Consider the following 15,281-nt stretch of genomic DNA (forward strand, 5'->3'; position numbering starts at 1 on the left):
ACCGGTGCGGCTCCCAAGATGTCCGTATTCGTGCGGGGGTTACCCCTTCTGCCCTGTGGCATGCATTACAAAAATCGTGATCCGTTTGTTGTTCGAATGAGGCCCCGTCTAGCGTCGGTGCGGCTGTCCGTCACGCACTGCGCCGCGCCCGCGGCACCGGACAGTCATCGCCGAGTCCCCCATGACGCGAGTCAGGGGAGCCGGGGACCCACCGCAGTCCCTGGGGTGAATCGGACGCCCTCTCCGGAGGGGGTCCGTAGGAGACCTTCCTGCTCCGAACCCGTCAGCTAACCCGGTAGGCGAGAGGGAAGGAAAGGATCAGCCCCTACATGGCGTTCACCTGTGGCACCGGCAAGCATCGTCGTACGAGCAGCCGGGTGCACAGCACCACCACGACCGCCGTCGGGGTCGCGGCGCTCACCACCACCGGTGTGATCGGAACCCTGGCCGCTCCCGCGTTCGCCGGAGAGGCCTCCGTCGAGCAGACCGGGCTGACCCAGACCGTCACCCTGAACGACGCGGTCGCCGACCAGATCGACGCCCAGGCGTTCGCGCAGCAGCGCGCCGCCGACGAGGCCGCCGCCCGCAAGCAGGCCGAGCAGACGGCGCGCAAGCAGGCCGCAGCCCAGGCCGCGCAGCTCCACGAGGCCAAGGTGCGCGCCGCCCGCGAGGCCGAGCGCAAGCGCCTGAACACCTTCGTCCTGCCGATCACCGGTTCGTACGTCTCCACGGGCTACAAGGCGAGCAGCAGCCTCTGGTCCTCCGGCAGCCACACCGGTGTCGACTTCCACGCCGCGTCCGGCACCTCGGTCCACGCCGTCGGCGCCGGCACGGTCGTCACGGCCGGCTGGGGCGGTGCCTACGGCAATCAGATCGTGATCAAGATGCACGACGGCACGTACACCATGTACGGGCACCTGTCGTCCATCGGTGTGTCCGTGGGGCAGGCGGTCACCCCGGGCCAGCAGATCGGCCTCTCCGGGGACACCGGCAACACCACGGGACCCCACCTCCACTTCGAGGCCCGTACGACCGCCGAGTACGGCTCCGACATGGACCCCGTCGCGTACCTGCGCTCGCACGGCGTCAACGTCTGACGACCGCTTCGCGGCTTCTTCACCGCTTTCGATGCCCCGGTTCACCGAGCCGGGGCATCGTCGTTTCCGGATGCCGTCTGTCCAAAAAATATCCATGGGTTCAGGCATGCCATCGGAAATTCACGCCTCCTGCAATAGAGTCACTGAAGAAGCGTCAATCGACGGCGTTTCACGGGGATTAAAGCGGAGGTCGGTCATGCGTATTCCGGCGCACTCGGTGTGCACGGCGATCCGTGACGACATCGTCGCGGGTGTCTACGAGCGCGGCGGCCGCCTCACCGAGGAACTGCTCGCGCGGCGCTACGGCGTCTCGCGCGTCCCCGTGCGCGAGGCGCTGCGCACCCTGGAGGCCGAGGGCTTCGTGGTCACCCGCCGGCACGCGGGCGCGTGCGTCGCGGAGCCCACGGAACAGGAGGCCGCGGACCTCCTGGAGATGCGCATGCTGCTGGAGCCGCTGGGGGCCGCGAGGGCCGCGCAGCGGCGCACCGAGGCCCATCTCAAGGTGCTGCGCGGCCTGGTCAGGCTGGGGCAGGAGCGCTCCAGGCGGGGCAACAGCGAGGATCTGCGCTCCCTGGGCGGCTGGTTCCACGAGACGCTCGCACAGGCGTCCGGCAGCGCCGCGCTGACCTCCACGCTGGCCCAGCTGCGCCACAAGATCGCCTGGATGTACTCGGTGGACGCGCCGGCCGACCCCGCGGAGTCCTGGGCGGAGCACGGCGGCATCGTGGACGCGGTCGCCCGCGGCGACAGCGAGCGGGCCCGCGCGATCACGGCCCTGCACACCGAGCGCGCCTCGGCCGCGCACCGGCTCCGCTTTCCGGGCGGCGAGAAGCCGGACCGTGTGAGGAGTTCGCAACATCCCGTAAACATGACGAGCCTGCGTCATTAACACGGGCGCCGTATACAAAGAGGGATATTCGGCGGGGGCTCATTTCTGATGCCCTTTTATTCGCGTGTCCTGAATTATCGCACCCGCCATTACGGCGGCAGCGGCGCGAGGTCCGCCCGGGGTGGCCGGAGAATTTCCGGACGGGAGACGGAAAACGACTGAGCCGCGCCACCCGGAGAGGGTGGCGCGGCTCGGTGCCGTGTGTCCTGGTGCCCGGAGGGCGGCTCAGACGGTCTCGGGGAGCTCGTCGAGCCCCTCGGCGACCAGCTTCGCCAGACGGTCGAGGGCGATGTCCGCGCCCTCGGCGTCCGACGCGAGCACGATCTCCTCGCCGCCCTGGGCGCCGAGCCCGAGGACCGCGAGCATGGAGGCCGCGTTGACGGGGTTGCCGTCGGCCTTGGCGATCGTCACGGGGATGCCGGAGGCCGTGGTGGCCCGGACGAAGATGGAGGCGGGGCGGGCGTGGAGGCCCTCGGTCCAGCCGACGTTGACGCGGCGCTCAGCCATGTGATGCTGCCCTTCGGGGGTTCAGGGTTGTCTAGACCAGTGTTCCATATCGTGAGGCGTGCCCGGACAGTCCCGGGTCCCGCCCCGCCGCGGGGCCGGTCCACGGCCCGTTTCCGAGGTCCGTCACCCTCAGACTGCCTCGCGCCGTTGTCGTACGCGAGCCGTAGTCTGGGGCCCATGCAGACCTCGTCGGACCGGCACGAGTACCCAGCCCACTGGGAGGCCGACGTGGTGCTGCGCGACGGCGGCACCGCGCGCATCAGGCCCATCACCGTCGACGACGCCGAGCGCCTGGTCAGCTTCTACGAGCAGGTCTCCGACGAGTCGAAGTACTACCGCTTCTTCGCCCCCTACCCGCGGCTGTCCGCCAAGGACGTGCACCGCTTCACCCACCACGACTTCGTGGACCGGGTGGGCCTCGCGGCCACGGTGGGCGGAGAGTTCATCGCCACCGTGCGCTACGACCGGATCAACGCGGACGGGATGCCCGCCTCCGCGCCCGCCGACGAGGCCGAGGTCGCCTTCCTCGTCCAGGATGCCCACCAGGGCCGGGGCGTCGCCTCCGCGCTGCTCGAACACATCGCCGCGGTGGCCCGCGAGCGCGCCATCCGCCGCTTCGCGGCCGAGGTGCTGCCGGCCAACAACAAGATGATCAAGGTGTTCACGGACGCCGGATACACCCAGAAGCGCAGCTTCGAGGACGGCGTCGTCCGTCTGGAGTTCGACCTCGAACCCACCGACCGGTCCCTCGCCGTCCAGCGCGCCCGGGAACAGCGCGCCGAGGCCCGCTCCGTGCAGCGGCTGCTCGCCCCCGGCTCGGTCGCCGTCATCGGTGCCGGGCGCACACCCGGAGGCGTCGGCCGCAGCGTCCTCGACAACCTCCGGTCGGCCGGGTTCACGGGACGCCTGTACGCCGTGAACACGGCCCTCCAGGACAAGGAACTCGACGGAGTCCCGGCCCACCGCTCCGTCAGGGACATCGCCGAGCCCGTGGACCTCGCCGTCGTCGCCGTGCCCGCCGAGCAGGTCCCCGAGGTCGTCACGGAGTGCGGCGAACACGGCGTGCAGGGGCTGGTGGTGGTCTCCGCCGGCTACGCGGAGAGCGGCCCCGAAGGACGCGAACGCCAGCGCGAACTCGTACGGCACGCGCGCACGTACGGCATGCGCATCATCGGGCCCAACGCCTTCGGCGTCATCAACACCGCCCCCGACGTCCGGCTGAACGCCTCGCTGGCCCCCCAGATGCCCCGCCCCGGACGCATCGGCCTGTTCGCCCAGTCCGGCGCCATCGGCATCGCCCTGCTCTCCCGGCTGCACCGGCGCGGCGGCGGTGTCACCGGCGTGACCGGCGTGTCGACCTTCGTCTCCTCGGGGAACCGGGCGGACGTCTCCGGCAACGACGTCCTCCAGTACTGGTACGACGACCCGGACACCGACGTCGCCCTGATGTACCTCGAATCCATCGGCAACCCGCGCAAGTTCACCCGCCTCGCACGGCGGACGGCCGCGGCGAAACCGCTGGTCGTCGTCCAGGGGGCGCGGCACGGCGGAACGGCCCCCCAGGGTCACGCCGTACGGGCCACCCGGCTGCCGCACGCCACCGTCTCCGCGCTGCTGCGCCAGGCCGGGGTGATCCGCGTGGACACGATCACCGAACTCGTCGACGCGGGCCTGCTGCTCGCCCGCCAGCCGCTTCCCCGGGGCCCCCGTGTGGCGATCCTCGGGAACTCCGAGTCGCTGGGACTGCTCACCTACGACGCGTGTCTCGCCGAGGGGCTCAGGCCGCTGCCGCCCCTGGACCTGACCACGGCCGCCTCGGCGGAGGACTTCCACCGGGCCCTGTCGGCGGCACTCGCCGACGACGGCTGCGACGCCGTCGTCGTGACGGCCATCCCGGCGGTGGGGGAGACCTCGGCGGGCGACGCGGCCCTCGCCGAGGCGCTCCGCTCCTCCGCCCTCGCGGCCCCGGCGAAACCCGTCCTCGTGGTGCACGTCGAACTCGGCGGGCTCGCCGAAGCGCTGTCCGCCGCCGCGAGCACCGCCCCGCCGGCCCCCGCCGCGGCCCCGGGCGCGGCGCCCGGCGCCCGGTTCCACCCCTCGGACCGGTCCCCCGCGGCGGAGCACGCCGAACCCGCTCCGGACACCCGGCTCATCCCCGCCTACCCCGCCGCCGAACGTGCCGTCAGCGCCCTCGCCCAGGCCGTCAAGTACGCCCAGTGGCGCCTGGACGCCGGCGAGCCCGGCAAGGTCCCCGAGTACGAGGACATCGACGAGAAGGGGGCGGCCCGGCTGATCGACGAGCTCCTCGCGCGCGGGGAGGGCCTGACCCTGGGAGGCGAGCGGACGGCGGAGCTGCTCGGGCACTACGGCATCGACGTGCACCGGGCCCTGCCCGCCCCCACACCGGACGACGCCGTGGCCGCCGCGCGGACCATCGGATACCCCGTCGCCCTGAAGACCACCGCCCCGCACCTCAGACACCGCGCCGACCTCGGCGGCGTACGCCTGGACGTGGCGGACGAGGAACAGCTGCGGCGGGCGTACGCGGAGCTGATCGAGCTGTTCGGGCCGCCGACGGTGCTGCGCCCGGTCGTCCAGGGGATGGCGCCGCGCGGTGTGGACACGGTCGTCCGCTCGGTGATCGACCCGGCAGCGGGGGCGGTGCTCTCCTTCGGGCTGTCCGGAGCCGCCTCCGAACTGCTCGGGGACACCGCGCACCGGCTGGTCCCGGTCACCGACCGGGACGCGGCCTCCCTGGTCCGGTCGATCAGGACGGCGCCGCTCCTGTTCGGCTGGCGCGGCTCCGCGCCGGTCGACACGGCGGCCCTCGAAGAGCTCATGCTGCGGGTGTCCCGGCTGGTCGACGACCACCCGGAGGTCGTCGCGGTGTCGCTGGAGCCGGTCGTCGTCGCACCGACCGGCGTGAGCGTTCTGGGCGCCACGGTACGACTGGCCCGCGCACCGCTCCGGGACGACCTCGGCCCCCGGACCCTGCCCGTCGTCTGAGCCGGCGGGAGCGAGCCGCTCCCGCCGCCGGACCCGCCCGTCCCCCCGCCGCGCCCACTCCGTACGGCCCACCCTGCGCGGTTCGACCTGATCCGTCCACGACAGACCCACGCGAGCGGTGCCTCGCAGTCAGTGGGCCCCCGTAGGATGGACGACATGGCCAAGACCAGTACGACGACCCAGGGGCTGCGAGCGGCGATCGAGCGCAGCGGCTACTACCCGGCCCTCGTGGCCGAGGCGGTGGAGGCCGCGATCGGCGGCGAGACCATCCGGTCGTACCTGGTCCACCAGGAGACGACGTTCGACGCGAACGAGGTGCGGCGGCACGTCACCGTGCTGGTCCTCACCGGCAACCGCTTCATCGTGAGCCACACCGACGAGCAGAACGCGGACACGACCTCCCCGACGCCCTACGCCACGACCTCGACGGAGTCGGTCAAGCTCGGCCGGATCTCCTCGGTCGTCGTCAGCCGCGTCGTCGCGAACCCCGAGTCCTACACGCCCGGCACGCTGCCCCGCGAAGTGGTCCTGACCATCGGCTGGGGCGCCGTCTCGCGCATCGACCTGGAGCCGGCCGCCTGCGGCGACCCCAACTGCGACGCCGACCACGGCTACACCGGCAACTCCACGGCGGACGACCTGAGCCTGCGCGTCAGCGAGGCCGGCGACGGCCCGGAGACCGTCCGCCAGGCCCTCGCCTTCGCGCAGTCCCTCTCCGAGGCGACCGCGGACGTCGCCCGCTGATGGCCCTGCCCACCTGGGACCACCCGGAGCCGCTGGCCATCGGCTCCGCGCCCGTCCCCGAGTACGGCGCCGGTTCGCTGGCCGATCTGCTGCCCACCCTCGCCGCCGGCATGGCCGTGCCCGGAGCGACCGCCGTCATACCCGAACTGACCGCGGCCGACCGGAACTGCGTGTTCCTGATCGACGGCCTCGGCTGGGAGCAACTCAGGGCCCACCCGGACGAGGCGCCCTTCATGACCTCGCTCCTGGCGTCCTCGCGCGGCGGCACCGGCCGCCCGATCACCGCCGGCTACCCGGCCACCACCGCGACCTCCCTCGCCTCCGTGGGCACCGGCCTGCCCCCGGGCGCCCACGGCCTGCCCGGCTACACCGCGCGCAACCCCGCCACCGGCGAGCTGATGAACCAGCTCCGCTGGAACCCGTGGACCGATCCGCGCGCCTGGCAGCCCCACCCCACGATCTTCCAGCTGGCCGACGCGGCCGGCGTGCACACCGCCCAGGTCTCCTCGCCGACCTTCCAGAACACCCCGCTGACGAAGATCGCGCTGAGCGGCGGGACCTTCCACGGCAGGCTGTCGGGCGAGGAGCGCATGGACCTCGCCGCCGAGCAACTGGCCGCCGGCGACCGCTCCCTGGTCTACACGTACTACGCGGAGGTGGACGGCAAGGGCCACCGCTTCGGCGTGGACTCCGACCCCTGGCGCGGTCAGCTCATGTACGTCGACCGGCTGGTCCAGCGCCTCGCGGAGCAGCTTCCGCCGCGCACGGCGCTGTACGTCACCGCCGACCACGGCATGATCGACATCCCCTTCGACGAGCAGCACCGCATCGACTTCGACGAGGACTGGGAGCTGCGCGCCGGGGTCGCCCTGCTGGGCGGCGAGGGCCGCGCCCGCCATGTGTACGCGGTCCCGGGCGCCGAGGCGGACGTCCTGACCTGCTGGCGCGAGGTCCTGGGCGAGCAGTTCTGGGTCGCCTCCCGCGACGAGGCGATCGAGGCGGGCTGGTTCGGCCCGCGGGTCGACGAGCGGGTGTACGCCCGGCTGGGTGACGTCGTCGCCGCAGCCCGGGACGATGTTCTGATCATCGCGTCCGAGCGGGAGCCGAAGGAGTCGCTGATGGTCGGCAACCACGGCTCGATGACCCCGGCCGAGCAACTCGTGCCCCTCCTCCAAGTACGTTCCTGACGACCTCCCTCCTTCCCTGTTGCCGAAAGGTGCTCAACTCCCCATGCCCGAGCTGGTGTTCTTCTCCGGAACGATGGACTGCGGGAAGTCCACGCTGGCTCTCCAGATCGAGCACAACCGCTCGGCGCGGGGTCTCCAGGGCATGATCTTCACGCGGGACGACCGGGCCGGTGAGGGCAAGCTCTCCTCACGCCTCGGCCTGGTCACCGACGCCGTCGAGGTGGCGGACGACCAGGACCTGTACGCCTATCTGGTCGACCACCTCTCCAAGGGCGGCCGCGCGGACTACGTGATCGCGGACGAGGCACAGTTCCTGGCCCCCGCGCAGATCGACCAACTGGCGCGCGTGGTGGACGACCTGGACGTCGACGTCTTCGCCTTCGGGATCACCACCGACTTCCGGTCCAAGCTCTTCCCCGGCTCCCAGCGCCTCGTCGAACTGGCCGACCGGGTCGAGGTCCTCCAGGTCGAGGCACTGTGCTGGTGCGGCGCCCGCGCCACGCACAACGCCCGCACCGTGGGCGGCGAGATGGTCGTCGAGGGCGCCCAGGTCGTCGTCGGCGACGTCAACCAGCACGAGTCGATCGGCTACGAGGTCCTGTGCCGCCGGCATCACCGGCGCCGTATGACGGCCGCCACGGCCCGCGCGAGCGCCCTCTCGCCCGACGTCCTGCCGATCTCCCCGGTCTGAGGCCCCACCAGGGGCTCCGCTCCCCGGTCCCCGCGTCCGGCGCGCTCCGCACTCGGGGCCCCGGCATTCGAGGCCTCCGCATGCGGAGCGCCGCCCCTTCACGGGGTGCCCCGGAGCCCTCGGGTCAGGTGACGGCGTGGATCAGGGAGAAGACCGCGCCCTCCGGATCCGCCACCGTCGCCACGCGGCCGTACGGGGAGTCCTGGGCCGCCCGCAGGAGACGCCCGCCGAGTTCCCCGACCAGGCGGACGCTGTCGTCCAGTTCGGCGGCCTCGAAGTACGTCATCCAGTGCGGGCCCCGGTCGCGCGGCAGCGCGTTCCCGACACCGTGGACCCCGGCCACCGGCCGGCCCTCGATGTGCAGGGTCACATAGTCGAAGTCGGCGGGCCCGACCGGCTCCGGTTCGTAGCCGAAGACCCCCTGGTAGAACTTGACGACGCTCTCCGTGTCGCGCGTCACCAGTTCGTTCCACGCCGGGGTGCCCGGCACGCCGGTGATCTCCGTGCCGAGGTGGCCCACCCCCTGCCAGATGCCGAAGACGGCACCCGTCGGGTCGGAGGCGATGGCCAGCCGGCCGGCCTCGCCGGCGTCCAGCGGGCCCACGCCCACGGTCCCGCCGCTGTGCCGTACCGTCTCGGCGCTGTGGTCCACGTCCGCCGAGGCGAAATAGGGCGTCCAGGCGATCGGCAGATGCCGGTCGGGCGGCAGCTGGCCGATCCCGGCCACCTCCTGGCCGTTCAGCAGGGCCCGCGCGTACGGGCCCAGCCGCGGCGGGCCGGGCTGGAACTCCCAGCCGAACAGGGCTCCGTAGAACTCCTGGGTCGCGGCCGTGTCGTGCGCCATCAGGCTCACCCAGCAGGGTGACCCGGGCGCGTACCGAGCGTGCGTGGTGCCGTTCGGGCCGGCCGATTCCCGTGCCTCGGTCATCGTCACTCTCTTCTCGGCCCCTCGCGGTGGCCGGTCACCTTCCGCCTGCGAACACGCGTGGTCGGTCGCGTACGTGCACGCCCCGTGCCGATGCCCGCACCACCGGTCATGCGGGTGTCCCTCCCGCGCCGCCCTCGTGCGGCGCACGGACGGAGGACACCTGATCCCGCCGTCGCTCGTCCTCGCGGAGCGACCGCCGTGTGGTGGCCATCAGTTGTACAGCATGTGCCCGATCCCGTACGCCCGGTGATCGGACCTGCCCGGCGGAGCAGAGTAGCCGGACATGGACGAAGCGGCCACCCCGTGCGCAAGGATGGAGCCATGAACGCCATCATCACGGCACCCGAACTCGCGAGTGACCTGGCGGGGCCGAACCCGCCGGTCCTCCTGGACGTCCGCTGGCAGTTGGGCGGCCCCCGTCTGCGCTCCGAGTACGAGAAGGCGCACATCCCCGGTGCCGTCTTCGTCGACCTGGATTCCGAACTCGCTGGTCCGGCCGGTGCGGAGGGCCGGCACCCGCTTCCCGATCCCGGGGTCTTCGGCGCGGCGATGCGCGCCGCGGGAGTGTCCGAGGACCGCGACGTCGTCGTGTACGACGGCGGGCAGGGCTGGGCCGCCGCGCGCGCCTGGTGGCTGCTGGGCTATTCGGGTCATCCGTCGGTACGCGTGCTTGACGGCGGGTTCGGCGCCTGGAGCGGACCGGTGTCCTCGGAGCTTCCCTCGCCGGCGCCCGGAACGTTCGTACCGTCGGCGGGCGCCCGTCCGCTGCTCGACGCGGACGGTGCGGCCGCGCTCGCCCGCACCGGCGTGCTGCTGGACGCACGTGCGGGGGAGCGGTACCGGGGCGAGGTCGAGCCGATCGATCCGGTCGGCGGTCACATCCCGGGTGCGGTGTCGGCGCCGACCGCCGAGAACGTCTCGGACGACGGGCGGTTCCTGCCGTCGGCCGAACTCGCCGACCGCTTCAAGTCCTTCGGCGTGACACCGGCGTCCGAGGTCGGCGTCTACTGCGGTTCCGGGGTCTCGGGCGCGCACGAGGTGCTGGCCCTGGCCGTGGCGGGCGTTCCTGCGGCGCTGTACGTGGGCTCGTGGTCGGAGTGGTCCCAGGACGGAGACCGCCCGGTCGCGGTGGGCCCCGACCCCCAGTGACGCCCGCACGCTCGGCCCGGCGGTGACACCCGTGCCGTCAGCCGCCTCGGTGACGCGCGCACGCTCGGCCCGGCGGTGACACCTGTGCCGTCAGGCCCCTCGGTCCGGCGCTGACACCCGTGCCGCCGGCCTCGCGGTGACGCCTGTGCGGTCGACCCTCGTGGCGCCGTCACGGCGGAGGGGCCCACACCGAATCGGTGCGGGCCCCTCCGCCATGGATCCGCCCGGTCGGGCCGGTACGGCTAGTCCTGCTTCTTGCGGCGCGTGCCGAAGACGATCTCGTCCCAGCTCGGGACTGCCGCTCTGCGGCCCGGACGGACGCCGTCCGCCTCGGCCTGGCGGTCCGTCGCTCCGACGAGCCGGTCACGATGGCTGCCCACCGAGCGGGGCATGAGCACGTCGGCGTACGCGGAACCGGCACCGGCCGAGGCCGCGGGAGCCGGGGGCTCCTCCTCCTCGGGCTCGGTCTCGGGCTCCTCGGCGGCGGGCCGTTCGGCGGGGGCGGGCCGCTCGGGCACCACCATGTCGCCCCGGAAGCTGGGCACCGCTTCCAGAAGGCTGGTCAGCGAGTCCCGGTCCTCGGTCTCCTCGGACGGTTCCGAGGAAGCCGCGGGCAGGCTCGGCCGCTCCGCCTGCCGGTCGAGGGCGCGGTCCAGCGGACGGTCGCGGGGCAGCCTGGCGATCCGCGGCACGAACGGGAAGCTCGGCTCGGGCGCCGCGAGGTCGTCGGACTCGCCGATCAGCGAGCGCGCCTCCTCGTCGACGGCCTGGACGAGCCGCCGGGGCGGGTCGTAGGTCCAGCTCGCGGCGTGCGGTTCGCCCGCGACGCGGTACACCAGCAGGACTTCCCAGGTGCCGTCGTCGCGGCGCCAGGAGTCCCACTGGACGGTGTCCTTCTCGGCACCCCGGATCAGCAGCCGCTCCTGGACGGCCTCACCGAGCTGGGGACCGGCGTTCTCTCCGGGGCGGCGGACGGGAGTCTTCCTGGCACGCTCGGCCATGAAGGCGCGCTCGGCCAGCACGGGTCCCTCGAAACGGCGTACACGGTCGACGGGGATGCCGGCGAGCTGGGCCACTTCCTCGGCGGAGGCGCCGGCACGTATACGCGCCTGGATGTCACGGGGGCGGAGATGGCTCTCCACCTCGATCTCGATCTGGCCGAGGCGGGGACGGTCGCCGCGTACGGCGGCGCGCAGCCGCTCGTCAATCGGAAGCGTGTATTCCGTACTGTCCGCAGCCTTCAGCACCAGCCGTGTGCCGTCGTTAGAGACGGCCACGACACGCAGTTCGGGCATGGGGACCTCCCGGGTGGTGCCTGCCGACGTCACGTGCGTCGCTGCTTCCGCTAGTCGAGTGTGGCCTGCCCGGGTGCAGCCTGCCACAACCTTGCCGAGTTGCCCGGCGTGTCGGGTGCGGGCCCGGGATCGCCGTTATGGCACGGTTACCTATTTTGCAACGCTAAGTGACGAACTCCATCACCCTGTGCAACGAGCCCCCTCCCGGTGGTCCTGCAAGGCCCCGGACACCCTGGCGGGAGTCCGGACCCAGGGCTCGCAACAGTACTCCATTCGGGCCACTTGCGTGGATCGGCACGCCGCCCAACTTCTAGCGGGGGGTGGTAGTTGGCCGATCCCGACGCTCTTTCGCCGCCCCGGAGACGTGGCGCACTTCACGTAATCGGCAGAAACGGAACTTATCGTTTCGCCCGTACGTCCCTATCTCGTGCGATCGGTCGATCAAGTACGGGAAAGGCAGGCAAGGTCCGGGAATGCGTGAGAAGCCGGATGTCGGCGGCGAAGAGCCGGGTGCCGACGGGGAACCGAGGAAGAGGCGGCTGGACCTGAGCGTCCCCCAGGTGGCGGGGAGCGCGGTCGCCGCGGTGGTCGCGGCGAAACTGGCGTCCTACTTCGGCGTGTACGGGACGATCCTGGGCGCCGGTCTCGTCAGTGTCGTCGCCACCTGCGGCGGGACGGTGTTCCAGCACTTCTTCCGCCGCACCGGCGAACAGCTCCGCGACGCGGCGGTGCCGGCGAAACCGAGGCCCCGGCAGATACCGGGTCCCCCCGGCGAGTTCGGTGAGGGGACCGTCTACCGCGCGCGGGTCAGGAGCTGGAAGAGGCCGCTGGTCGCGACCGTTCTCGTCTTCGGCGTCACGATGGCCGGAATCACCACCTACGAAACGGTCTCGGGGCAGAGCTTCAGCGGCGACGGCACGAGCACGACGGTCGGCGACGCCTTTAAGGGGCACACGTCGTCCGGTTCGGGGAACCGCGAGCCCGCCACGACTCCGTCGACGGACCCCTCGCCGTCCTCGCCGTCCTCGTCACGGGTCTCCCCCGAGACGCCCGCACCGTCCGCCGGCAGCGACAGCGGCACCGGCAACACCGGCGGTACGAACGTGCCGGCCCCGGGCGACAGCGCGTCGCCGGATTCCGGAGCCGGGGACGGCACCCCGGCTCCCGAGCCCAGCGCGACGGCTACGACCCCAGAACCCTCCGCAAGTAGTCGTTCGCAAAGCGCCGGTCCGGATCAAGCCGGTCCCGCAGCGCGGTGAACTCGCCGAAGCGCGGGTAGGCCTTGGCGAAGTACTCCGCGTCGCGCGTGTGCACCTTGCCCCAGTGCGGCCGCCCCTCGTGCGCGGTGAAGATCCGCTCGGCGGCGGTGAAGTACTCCTGATAGGGGGTGCCCCGGAACATGTGGACCGCGATGTACGCGCTGTCCCGCCCGGACGCCGTGGACAGGGTGATGTCGTCGGCGGGCGCGGTCCGCACCTCCACGGGGAAACTCACCCGCAGGGATGAGGCGTCCACCATCGCCTTCAGTTCGCGCAGCGTCTCGACGAGGGCCTCGCGCGGCACGGCGTACTCCATCTCCACGAACCGCACGCGGCGCGGAGAGGTGAAGACCTTGTACGGGATGTCGGTGTAGGTCCGCGCGGACAGCGCGCGGCTGGAGAATCCCGCGATCGAGGGGATGGCCGAGGGGACGGCCCGGCCGATCAGGTTGGCCACCTGGAAGGCGCCGTTGGAGAGGAACTCGTCCTCGATCCAGCCCCGGACGGGACCGACGGGGTTTTCCGGGCCGGCGCTGCGGTTGTTGCGCTTGGTGTTGCAGTTGCCGGTGTGCGGGAACCAGTAGAACTCGAAGTGCTCGTTCTCGGTGAAGAGCTCCTCGAAGTCGGCGGTGACCTTGTCGAAGGTCATCGGCTCCTCGCGGGCCGTGAGCAGGAAGACGGGCTCCACGGCGAAGGTGATCGCGGTGATGATCCCCAGGGCGCCGATGCCGATACGGGCCGACGCGAAGATCTCCGGGTTCTCGGTCTCGGAGCAGACCAGCACCGAGCCGTCCGCCGTCACCAGTTCCAGGCCCTTGATCTGCGCGGCGATCGACGCCGAGTCGCGTCCGGTGCCGTGCGTGCCGGTGCTGGTCGCCCCCGAGACCGTCTGCTCCATGATGTCGCCCATGTTGGTGAGCGACAGACCCTCGCGCGCGAGGGCCATGTTGAGTCTCTTGAGCGGGGTGCCCGCCTCGACCGTGACCGTCATGGCCGTACGGTCGATCTTGCGGATCCCGGTCAACAGTTGAGGCCGGATCAATACGCCGTCGGTCGCGGCGGCGGACGTGAAGGAGTGCCCGGTCCCGACGGCCTTCACCGTCAGACCGTCCTCGGCCGCCTTCCGCACGGCGGCGGACAGCTCGTCCACCGAGGCAGGGGTGACCTCCCGTACGGGAAGGGCGGTGACGTTGCCCGCCCAGTTACGCCACGTGCCGTTCTTCTCGCTCACTGTGGTGCTCATGCGACCCTCCCCGCTGAAGAACCGGCCTGCTGAGCCGGCGGTACCCGAGGAAACCGACCGCGACCGCGACGGCCCCGGACGCCGCCGGAACCCCGTACCCGGCTTCCGCGCCGGCGGAGTCGATCACCCAGCCGGCCACGGAGGACCCGAGCGCGACCCCGACGGCGAGTCCTGTGCTCACCCAGGTCATGCCTTCGGTCAGTTTCGCGCGAGGTACGTGCTGTTCGATGAGGGACATCGTCGTGATCATCGTGGGAGCGATGGACAGGCCCGCAACGAACAGCGCCACGGCCAGGAACGGCAAGTTTCCGACCAGTAGGAGGGGGATCATACTCACGGCCATCGCGCATATGCCCAGCAGCCACCTGCCTTCCGCGGCCCCCTTGAAGTGCAGGAGTCCGAAGACGGCCCCCGCGAGGCAGGAGCCCGCCGCGTAGAGGGCCAGGGCGATGCTCGCGGCGGCCTTGTGCCCCTGCTCGTCGGCGAAGGCGACGGTGACCACGTCGACGGCTCCGAAGATCGTCCCGACCGCCACGAACGTGGCGACGAGGACCTGGAGTCCGGCCGAGCGGAGCGCCGAGCCGCCGCCGTCCTGTCCGCGCGGATGCGGCTGCGGCTCGGTGGCGCGCTGGGAGGTCAGCCAGAAGACGCCGGCCGCGAGGAAGCATGCGGCGAGCAGCGGTCCGGCCTCCGGGAACCAGACCGTGCACAGGCCGATGGAGATGATCGGTCCGAAGATGAAGCAGATCTCGTCCACCACGGACTCCAGGGAGTACGCGGTGTGCAGTTGCGGGGTGCCTCCGTAGAGGGCCGCCCAGCGGGCCCGGATCATCGCGCCGACGCTCGGGACGCAGCCGATGCCGGCCGAGCACACGAACAGGACCCAGTCGGGCCACCCGAAGCGCGCGGCGGCCAGCAGGCCCCCGGCGGCCGCTAGCGCGAAGAGCGTCACCGGACGCAGGACCCTGCTCTGACCGTGCAGGTCCACCAGGCGCGAGACCTGCGGGCCCATCACCGCGGCCGCGAGCGCGATGGTCGCGGACAGGGCGCCCGCGAGGCCGTAGCGCCCGGTCAGCTGGGAGATCATCGTGACGACGCCGATGCCCATCATGGACAGCGGCATCCGGCCGAGAAGACCCGCGGCGGAGAAGCTCTTGGAGCCGGGGGCGGCGAACAGGGCGCGGTACGGGCTGGGCACGAGGACTCCGTCGGCTCGGCTCGGCCCCTCCCGTCCACCGCGGGCGGCCGAACTTCTGTAAGGCGTGAAGCTGGCCGATACAGCTTAC

The 15,281-nt window shown here is 71.9% G+C and carries 13 protein-coding genes and 1 riboswitch; of the genes, 8 read left to right on the plus strand and 5 right to left on the minus strand.

The features are described 5' to 3' along the window. Positions 1-158 precede the first annotated feature (158 nt). Positions 159-317: riboswitch (cyclic di-AMP (ydaO/yuaA leader) on the plus strand. 12 nt (positions 318-329) lie between these two features. Together ACFWI4_RS21525 and ACFWI4_RS21530 are read left to right on the plus strand one after the other, a co-directional pair. Continuing rightward, entirely contained in the window at positions 330-1,097 is a 768-nt protein-coding gene (locus ACFWI4_RS21525) for a M23 family metallopeptidase (protein WP_385401721.1), read from the plus strand. Between the two features lie 196 nt (positions 1,098-1,293). Beyond that, on the plus strand, positions 1,294-1,986 hold the full coding sequence (locus ACFWI4_RS21530; protein WP_387198531.1) for a GntR family transcriptional regulator: 693 nt from the start codon (positions 1,294-1,296) through the stop codon (positions 1,984-1,986). Positions 1,987-2,211: 225 nt separating this feature from the next. On the opposite strand, the gene ACFWI4_RS21535 is transcribed toward ACFWI4_RS21530, so the two are convergent. Beyond that, positions 2,212-2,493, minus strand: a complete 282-nt coding sequence (locus tag ACFWI4_RS21535; RefSeq protein WP_339132033.1) for an HPr family phosphocarrier protein — start codon at positions 2,491-2,493, stop codon at positions 2,212-2,214. 177 nt (positions 2,494-2,670) lie between these two features. Here ACFWI4_RS21535 and ACFWI4_RS21540 point away from each other — a divergent pair, with 177 nt between their 5' ends. The 4 genes from ACFWI4_RS21540 to ACFWI4_RS21555 all read left to right on the plus strand — a co-directional run bounded on the left by ACFWI4_RS21540 (position 2,671) and on the right by ACFWI4_RS21555 (position 8,121). Then, complete coding sequence (locus ACFWI4_RS21540; protein ID WP_387198534.1) at positions 2,671-5,499, plus strand: GNAT family N-acetyltransferase; 2,829 nt, start codon at positions 2,671-2,673, stop codon at positions 5,497-5,499. A gap of 156 nt (positions 5,500-5,655) precedes the next feature. Beyond that, positions 5,656-6,243, plus strand: coding sequence for a DUF5998 family protein (locus ACFWI4_RS21545; protein WP_339132035.1), 588 nt, complete (start codon positions 5,656-5,658; stop codon positions 6,241-6,243). After that, on the plus strand, positions 6,243-7,430 hold the full coding sequence (locus ACFWI4_RS21550; RefSeq protein WP_385401730.1) for an alkaline phosphatase family protein: 1,188 nt from the start codon (positions 6,243-6,245) through the stop codon (positions 7,428-7,430). The genes ACFWI4_RS21545 and ACFWI4_RS21550 overlap by 1 nt, the downstream gene beginning before the upstream one ends. Before the next feature lie 43 nt (positions 7,431-7,473). Beyond that, positions 7,474-8,121, plus strand: coding sequence for a thymidine kinase (locus tag ACFWI4_RS21555; protein ID WP_385401732.1), 648 nt, complete (start codon positions 7,474-7,476; stop codon positions 8,119-8,121). 124 nt (positions 8,122-8,245) lie between these two features. Here ACFWI4_RS21555 and ACFWI4_RS21560 read toward each other — a convergent pair whose 3' ends face one another. Further along, entirely contained in the window at positions 8,246-9,049 is an 804-nt protein-coding gene (locus ACFWI4_RS21560) for a VOC family protein (RefSeq protein WP_387198538.1), read from the minus strand. A 321-nt stretch (positions 9,050-9,370) separates the two neighbouring features. Here ACFWI4_RS21560 and ACFWI4_RS21565 point away from each other — a divergent pair, with 321 nt between their 5' ends. Next, entirely contained in the window at positions 9,371-10,198 is an 828-nt protein-coding gene (locus ACFWI4_RS21565) for a sulfurtransferase (RefSeq protein ID WP_387198541.1), read from the plus strand. Between the two features lie 242 nt (positions 10,199-10,440). Here the strand turns inward: ACFWI4_RS21565 and sepH are convergent, their stop codons facing one another. Continuing rightward, positions 10,441-11,493, minus strand: coding sequence for a septation protein SepH (gene sepH / locus ACFWI4_RS21570; RefSeq protein WP_387198543.1), 1,053 nt, complete (start codon positions 11,491-11,493; stop codon positions 10,441-10,443). 473 nt (positions 11,494-11,966) lie between these two features. Here sepH and ACFWI4_RS21575 point away from each other — a divergent pair, with 473 nt between their 5' ends. Next, positions 11,967-12,752 carry a hypothetical protein gene (locus ACFWI4_RS21575; RefSeq protein ID WP_387198546.1) on the plus strand — a complete coding sequence of 262 codons (786 nt, stop codon included), beginning with the start codon at positions 11,967-11,969 and terminating at the stop codon, positions 12,750-12,752. Here ACFWI4_RS21575 and ACFWI4_RS21580 read toward each other — a convergent pair. Together ACFWI4_RS21580 and ACFWI4_RS21585 are read right to left on the minus strand one after the other, a co-directional pair. Next, positions 12,676-13,995: a D-arabinono-1,4-lactone oxidase gene (locus ACFWI4_RS21580; RefSeq protein ID WP_387198549.1), complete on the minus strand. Its 1,320-nt coding sequence runs from the start codon at positions 13,993-13,995 to the stop codon at positions 12,676-12,678. The two genes, ACFWI4_RS21575 and ACFWI4_RS21580, sit on opposite strands and share 77 nt — an antisense overlap. Beyond that, positions 13,955-15,193 carry an MFS transporter gene (locus tag ACFWI4_RS21585; RefSeq protein WP_387198552.1) on the minus strand — a complete coding sequence of 413 codons (1,239 nt, stop codon included), beginning with the start codon at positions 15,191-15,193 and terminating at the stop codon, positions 13,955-13,957. The genes ACFWI4_RS21580 and ACFWI4_RS21585 overlap by 41 nt, the downstream gene beginning before the upstream one ends. Positions 15,194-15,281 lie beyond the last annotated feature (88 nt).

Origin of the sequence: Streptomyces sp. NPDC127038 (assembly GCF_042725875.1) — a bacterium.
GTDB lineage: Bacteria > Actinomycetota > Actinomycetes > Streptomycetales > Streptomycetaceae > Streptomyces.

What these genes read in the sequence shown, in the direction of transcription:
- ACFWI4_RS21525 (WP_385401721.1), top strand. Translation starts at nt 330, where the DNA reads ATGGCGTTCACCTGTGGCACCGGCAAGCATCGTCGTACGAGCAGCCGG.
- ACFWI4_RS21530 (WP_387198531.1), top strand. Translation starts at nt 1,294, where the DNA reads ATGCGTATTCCGGCGCACTCGGTGTGCACGGCGATCCGTGACGACATC.
- ACFWI4_RS21535 (WP_339132033.1), bottom strand. Translation starts at nt 2,493, where the DNA reads ATGGCTGAGCGCCGCGTCAACGTCGGCTGGACCGAGGGCCTCCACGCC.
- ACFWI4_RS21540 (WP_387198534.1), top strand. Translation starts at nt 2,671, where the DNA reads ATGCAGACCTCGTCGGACCGGCACGAGTACCCAGCCCACTGGGAGGCC.
- ACFWI4_RS21545 (WP_339132035.1), top strand. Translation starts at nt 5,656, where the DNA reads ATGGCCAAGACCAGTACGACGACCCAGGGGCTGCGAGCGGCGATCGAG.
- ACFWI4_RS21550 (WP_385401730.1), top strand. Translation starts at nt 6,243, where the DNA reads ATGGCCCTGCCCACCTGGGACCACCCGGAGCCGCTGGCCATCGGCTCC.
- ACFWI4_RS21555 (WP_385401732.1), top strand. Translation starts at nt 7,474, where the DNA reads ATGCCCGAGCTGGTGTTCTTCTCCGGAACGATGGACTGCGGGAAGTCC.
- ACFWI4_RS21560 (WP_387198538.1), bottom strand. Translation starts at nt 9,049, where the DNA reads ATGACCGAGGCACGGGAATCGGCCGGCCCGAACGGCACCACGCACGCT.
- ACFWI4_RS21565 (WP_387198541.1), top strand. Translation starts at nt 9,371, where the DNA reads ATGAACGCCATCATCACGGCACCCGAACTCGCGAGTGACCTGGCGGGG.
- sepH (WP_387198543.1), bottom strand. Translation starts at nt 11,493, where the DNA reads ATGCCCGAACTGCGTGTCGTGGCCGTCTCTAACGACGGCACACGGCTG.
- ACFWI4_RS21575 (WP_387198546.1), top strand. Translation starts at nt 11,967, where the DNA reads ATGCGTGAGAAGCCGGATGTCGGCGGCGAAGAGCCGGGTGCCGACGGG.
- ACFWI4_RS21580 (WP_387198549.1), bottom strand. Translation starts at nt 13,995, where the DNA reads ATGAGCACCACAGTGAGCGAGAAGAACGGCACGTGGCGTAACTGGGCG.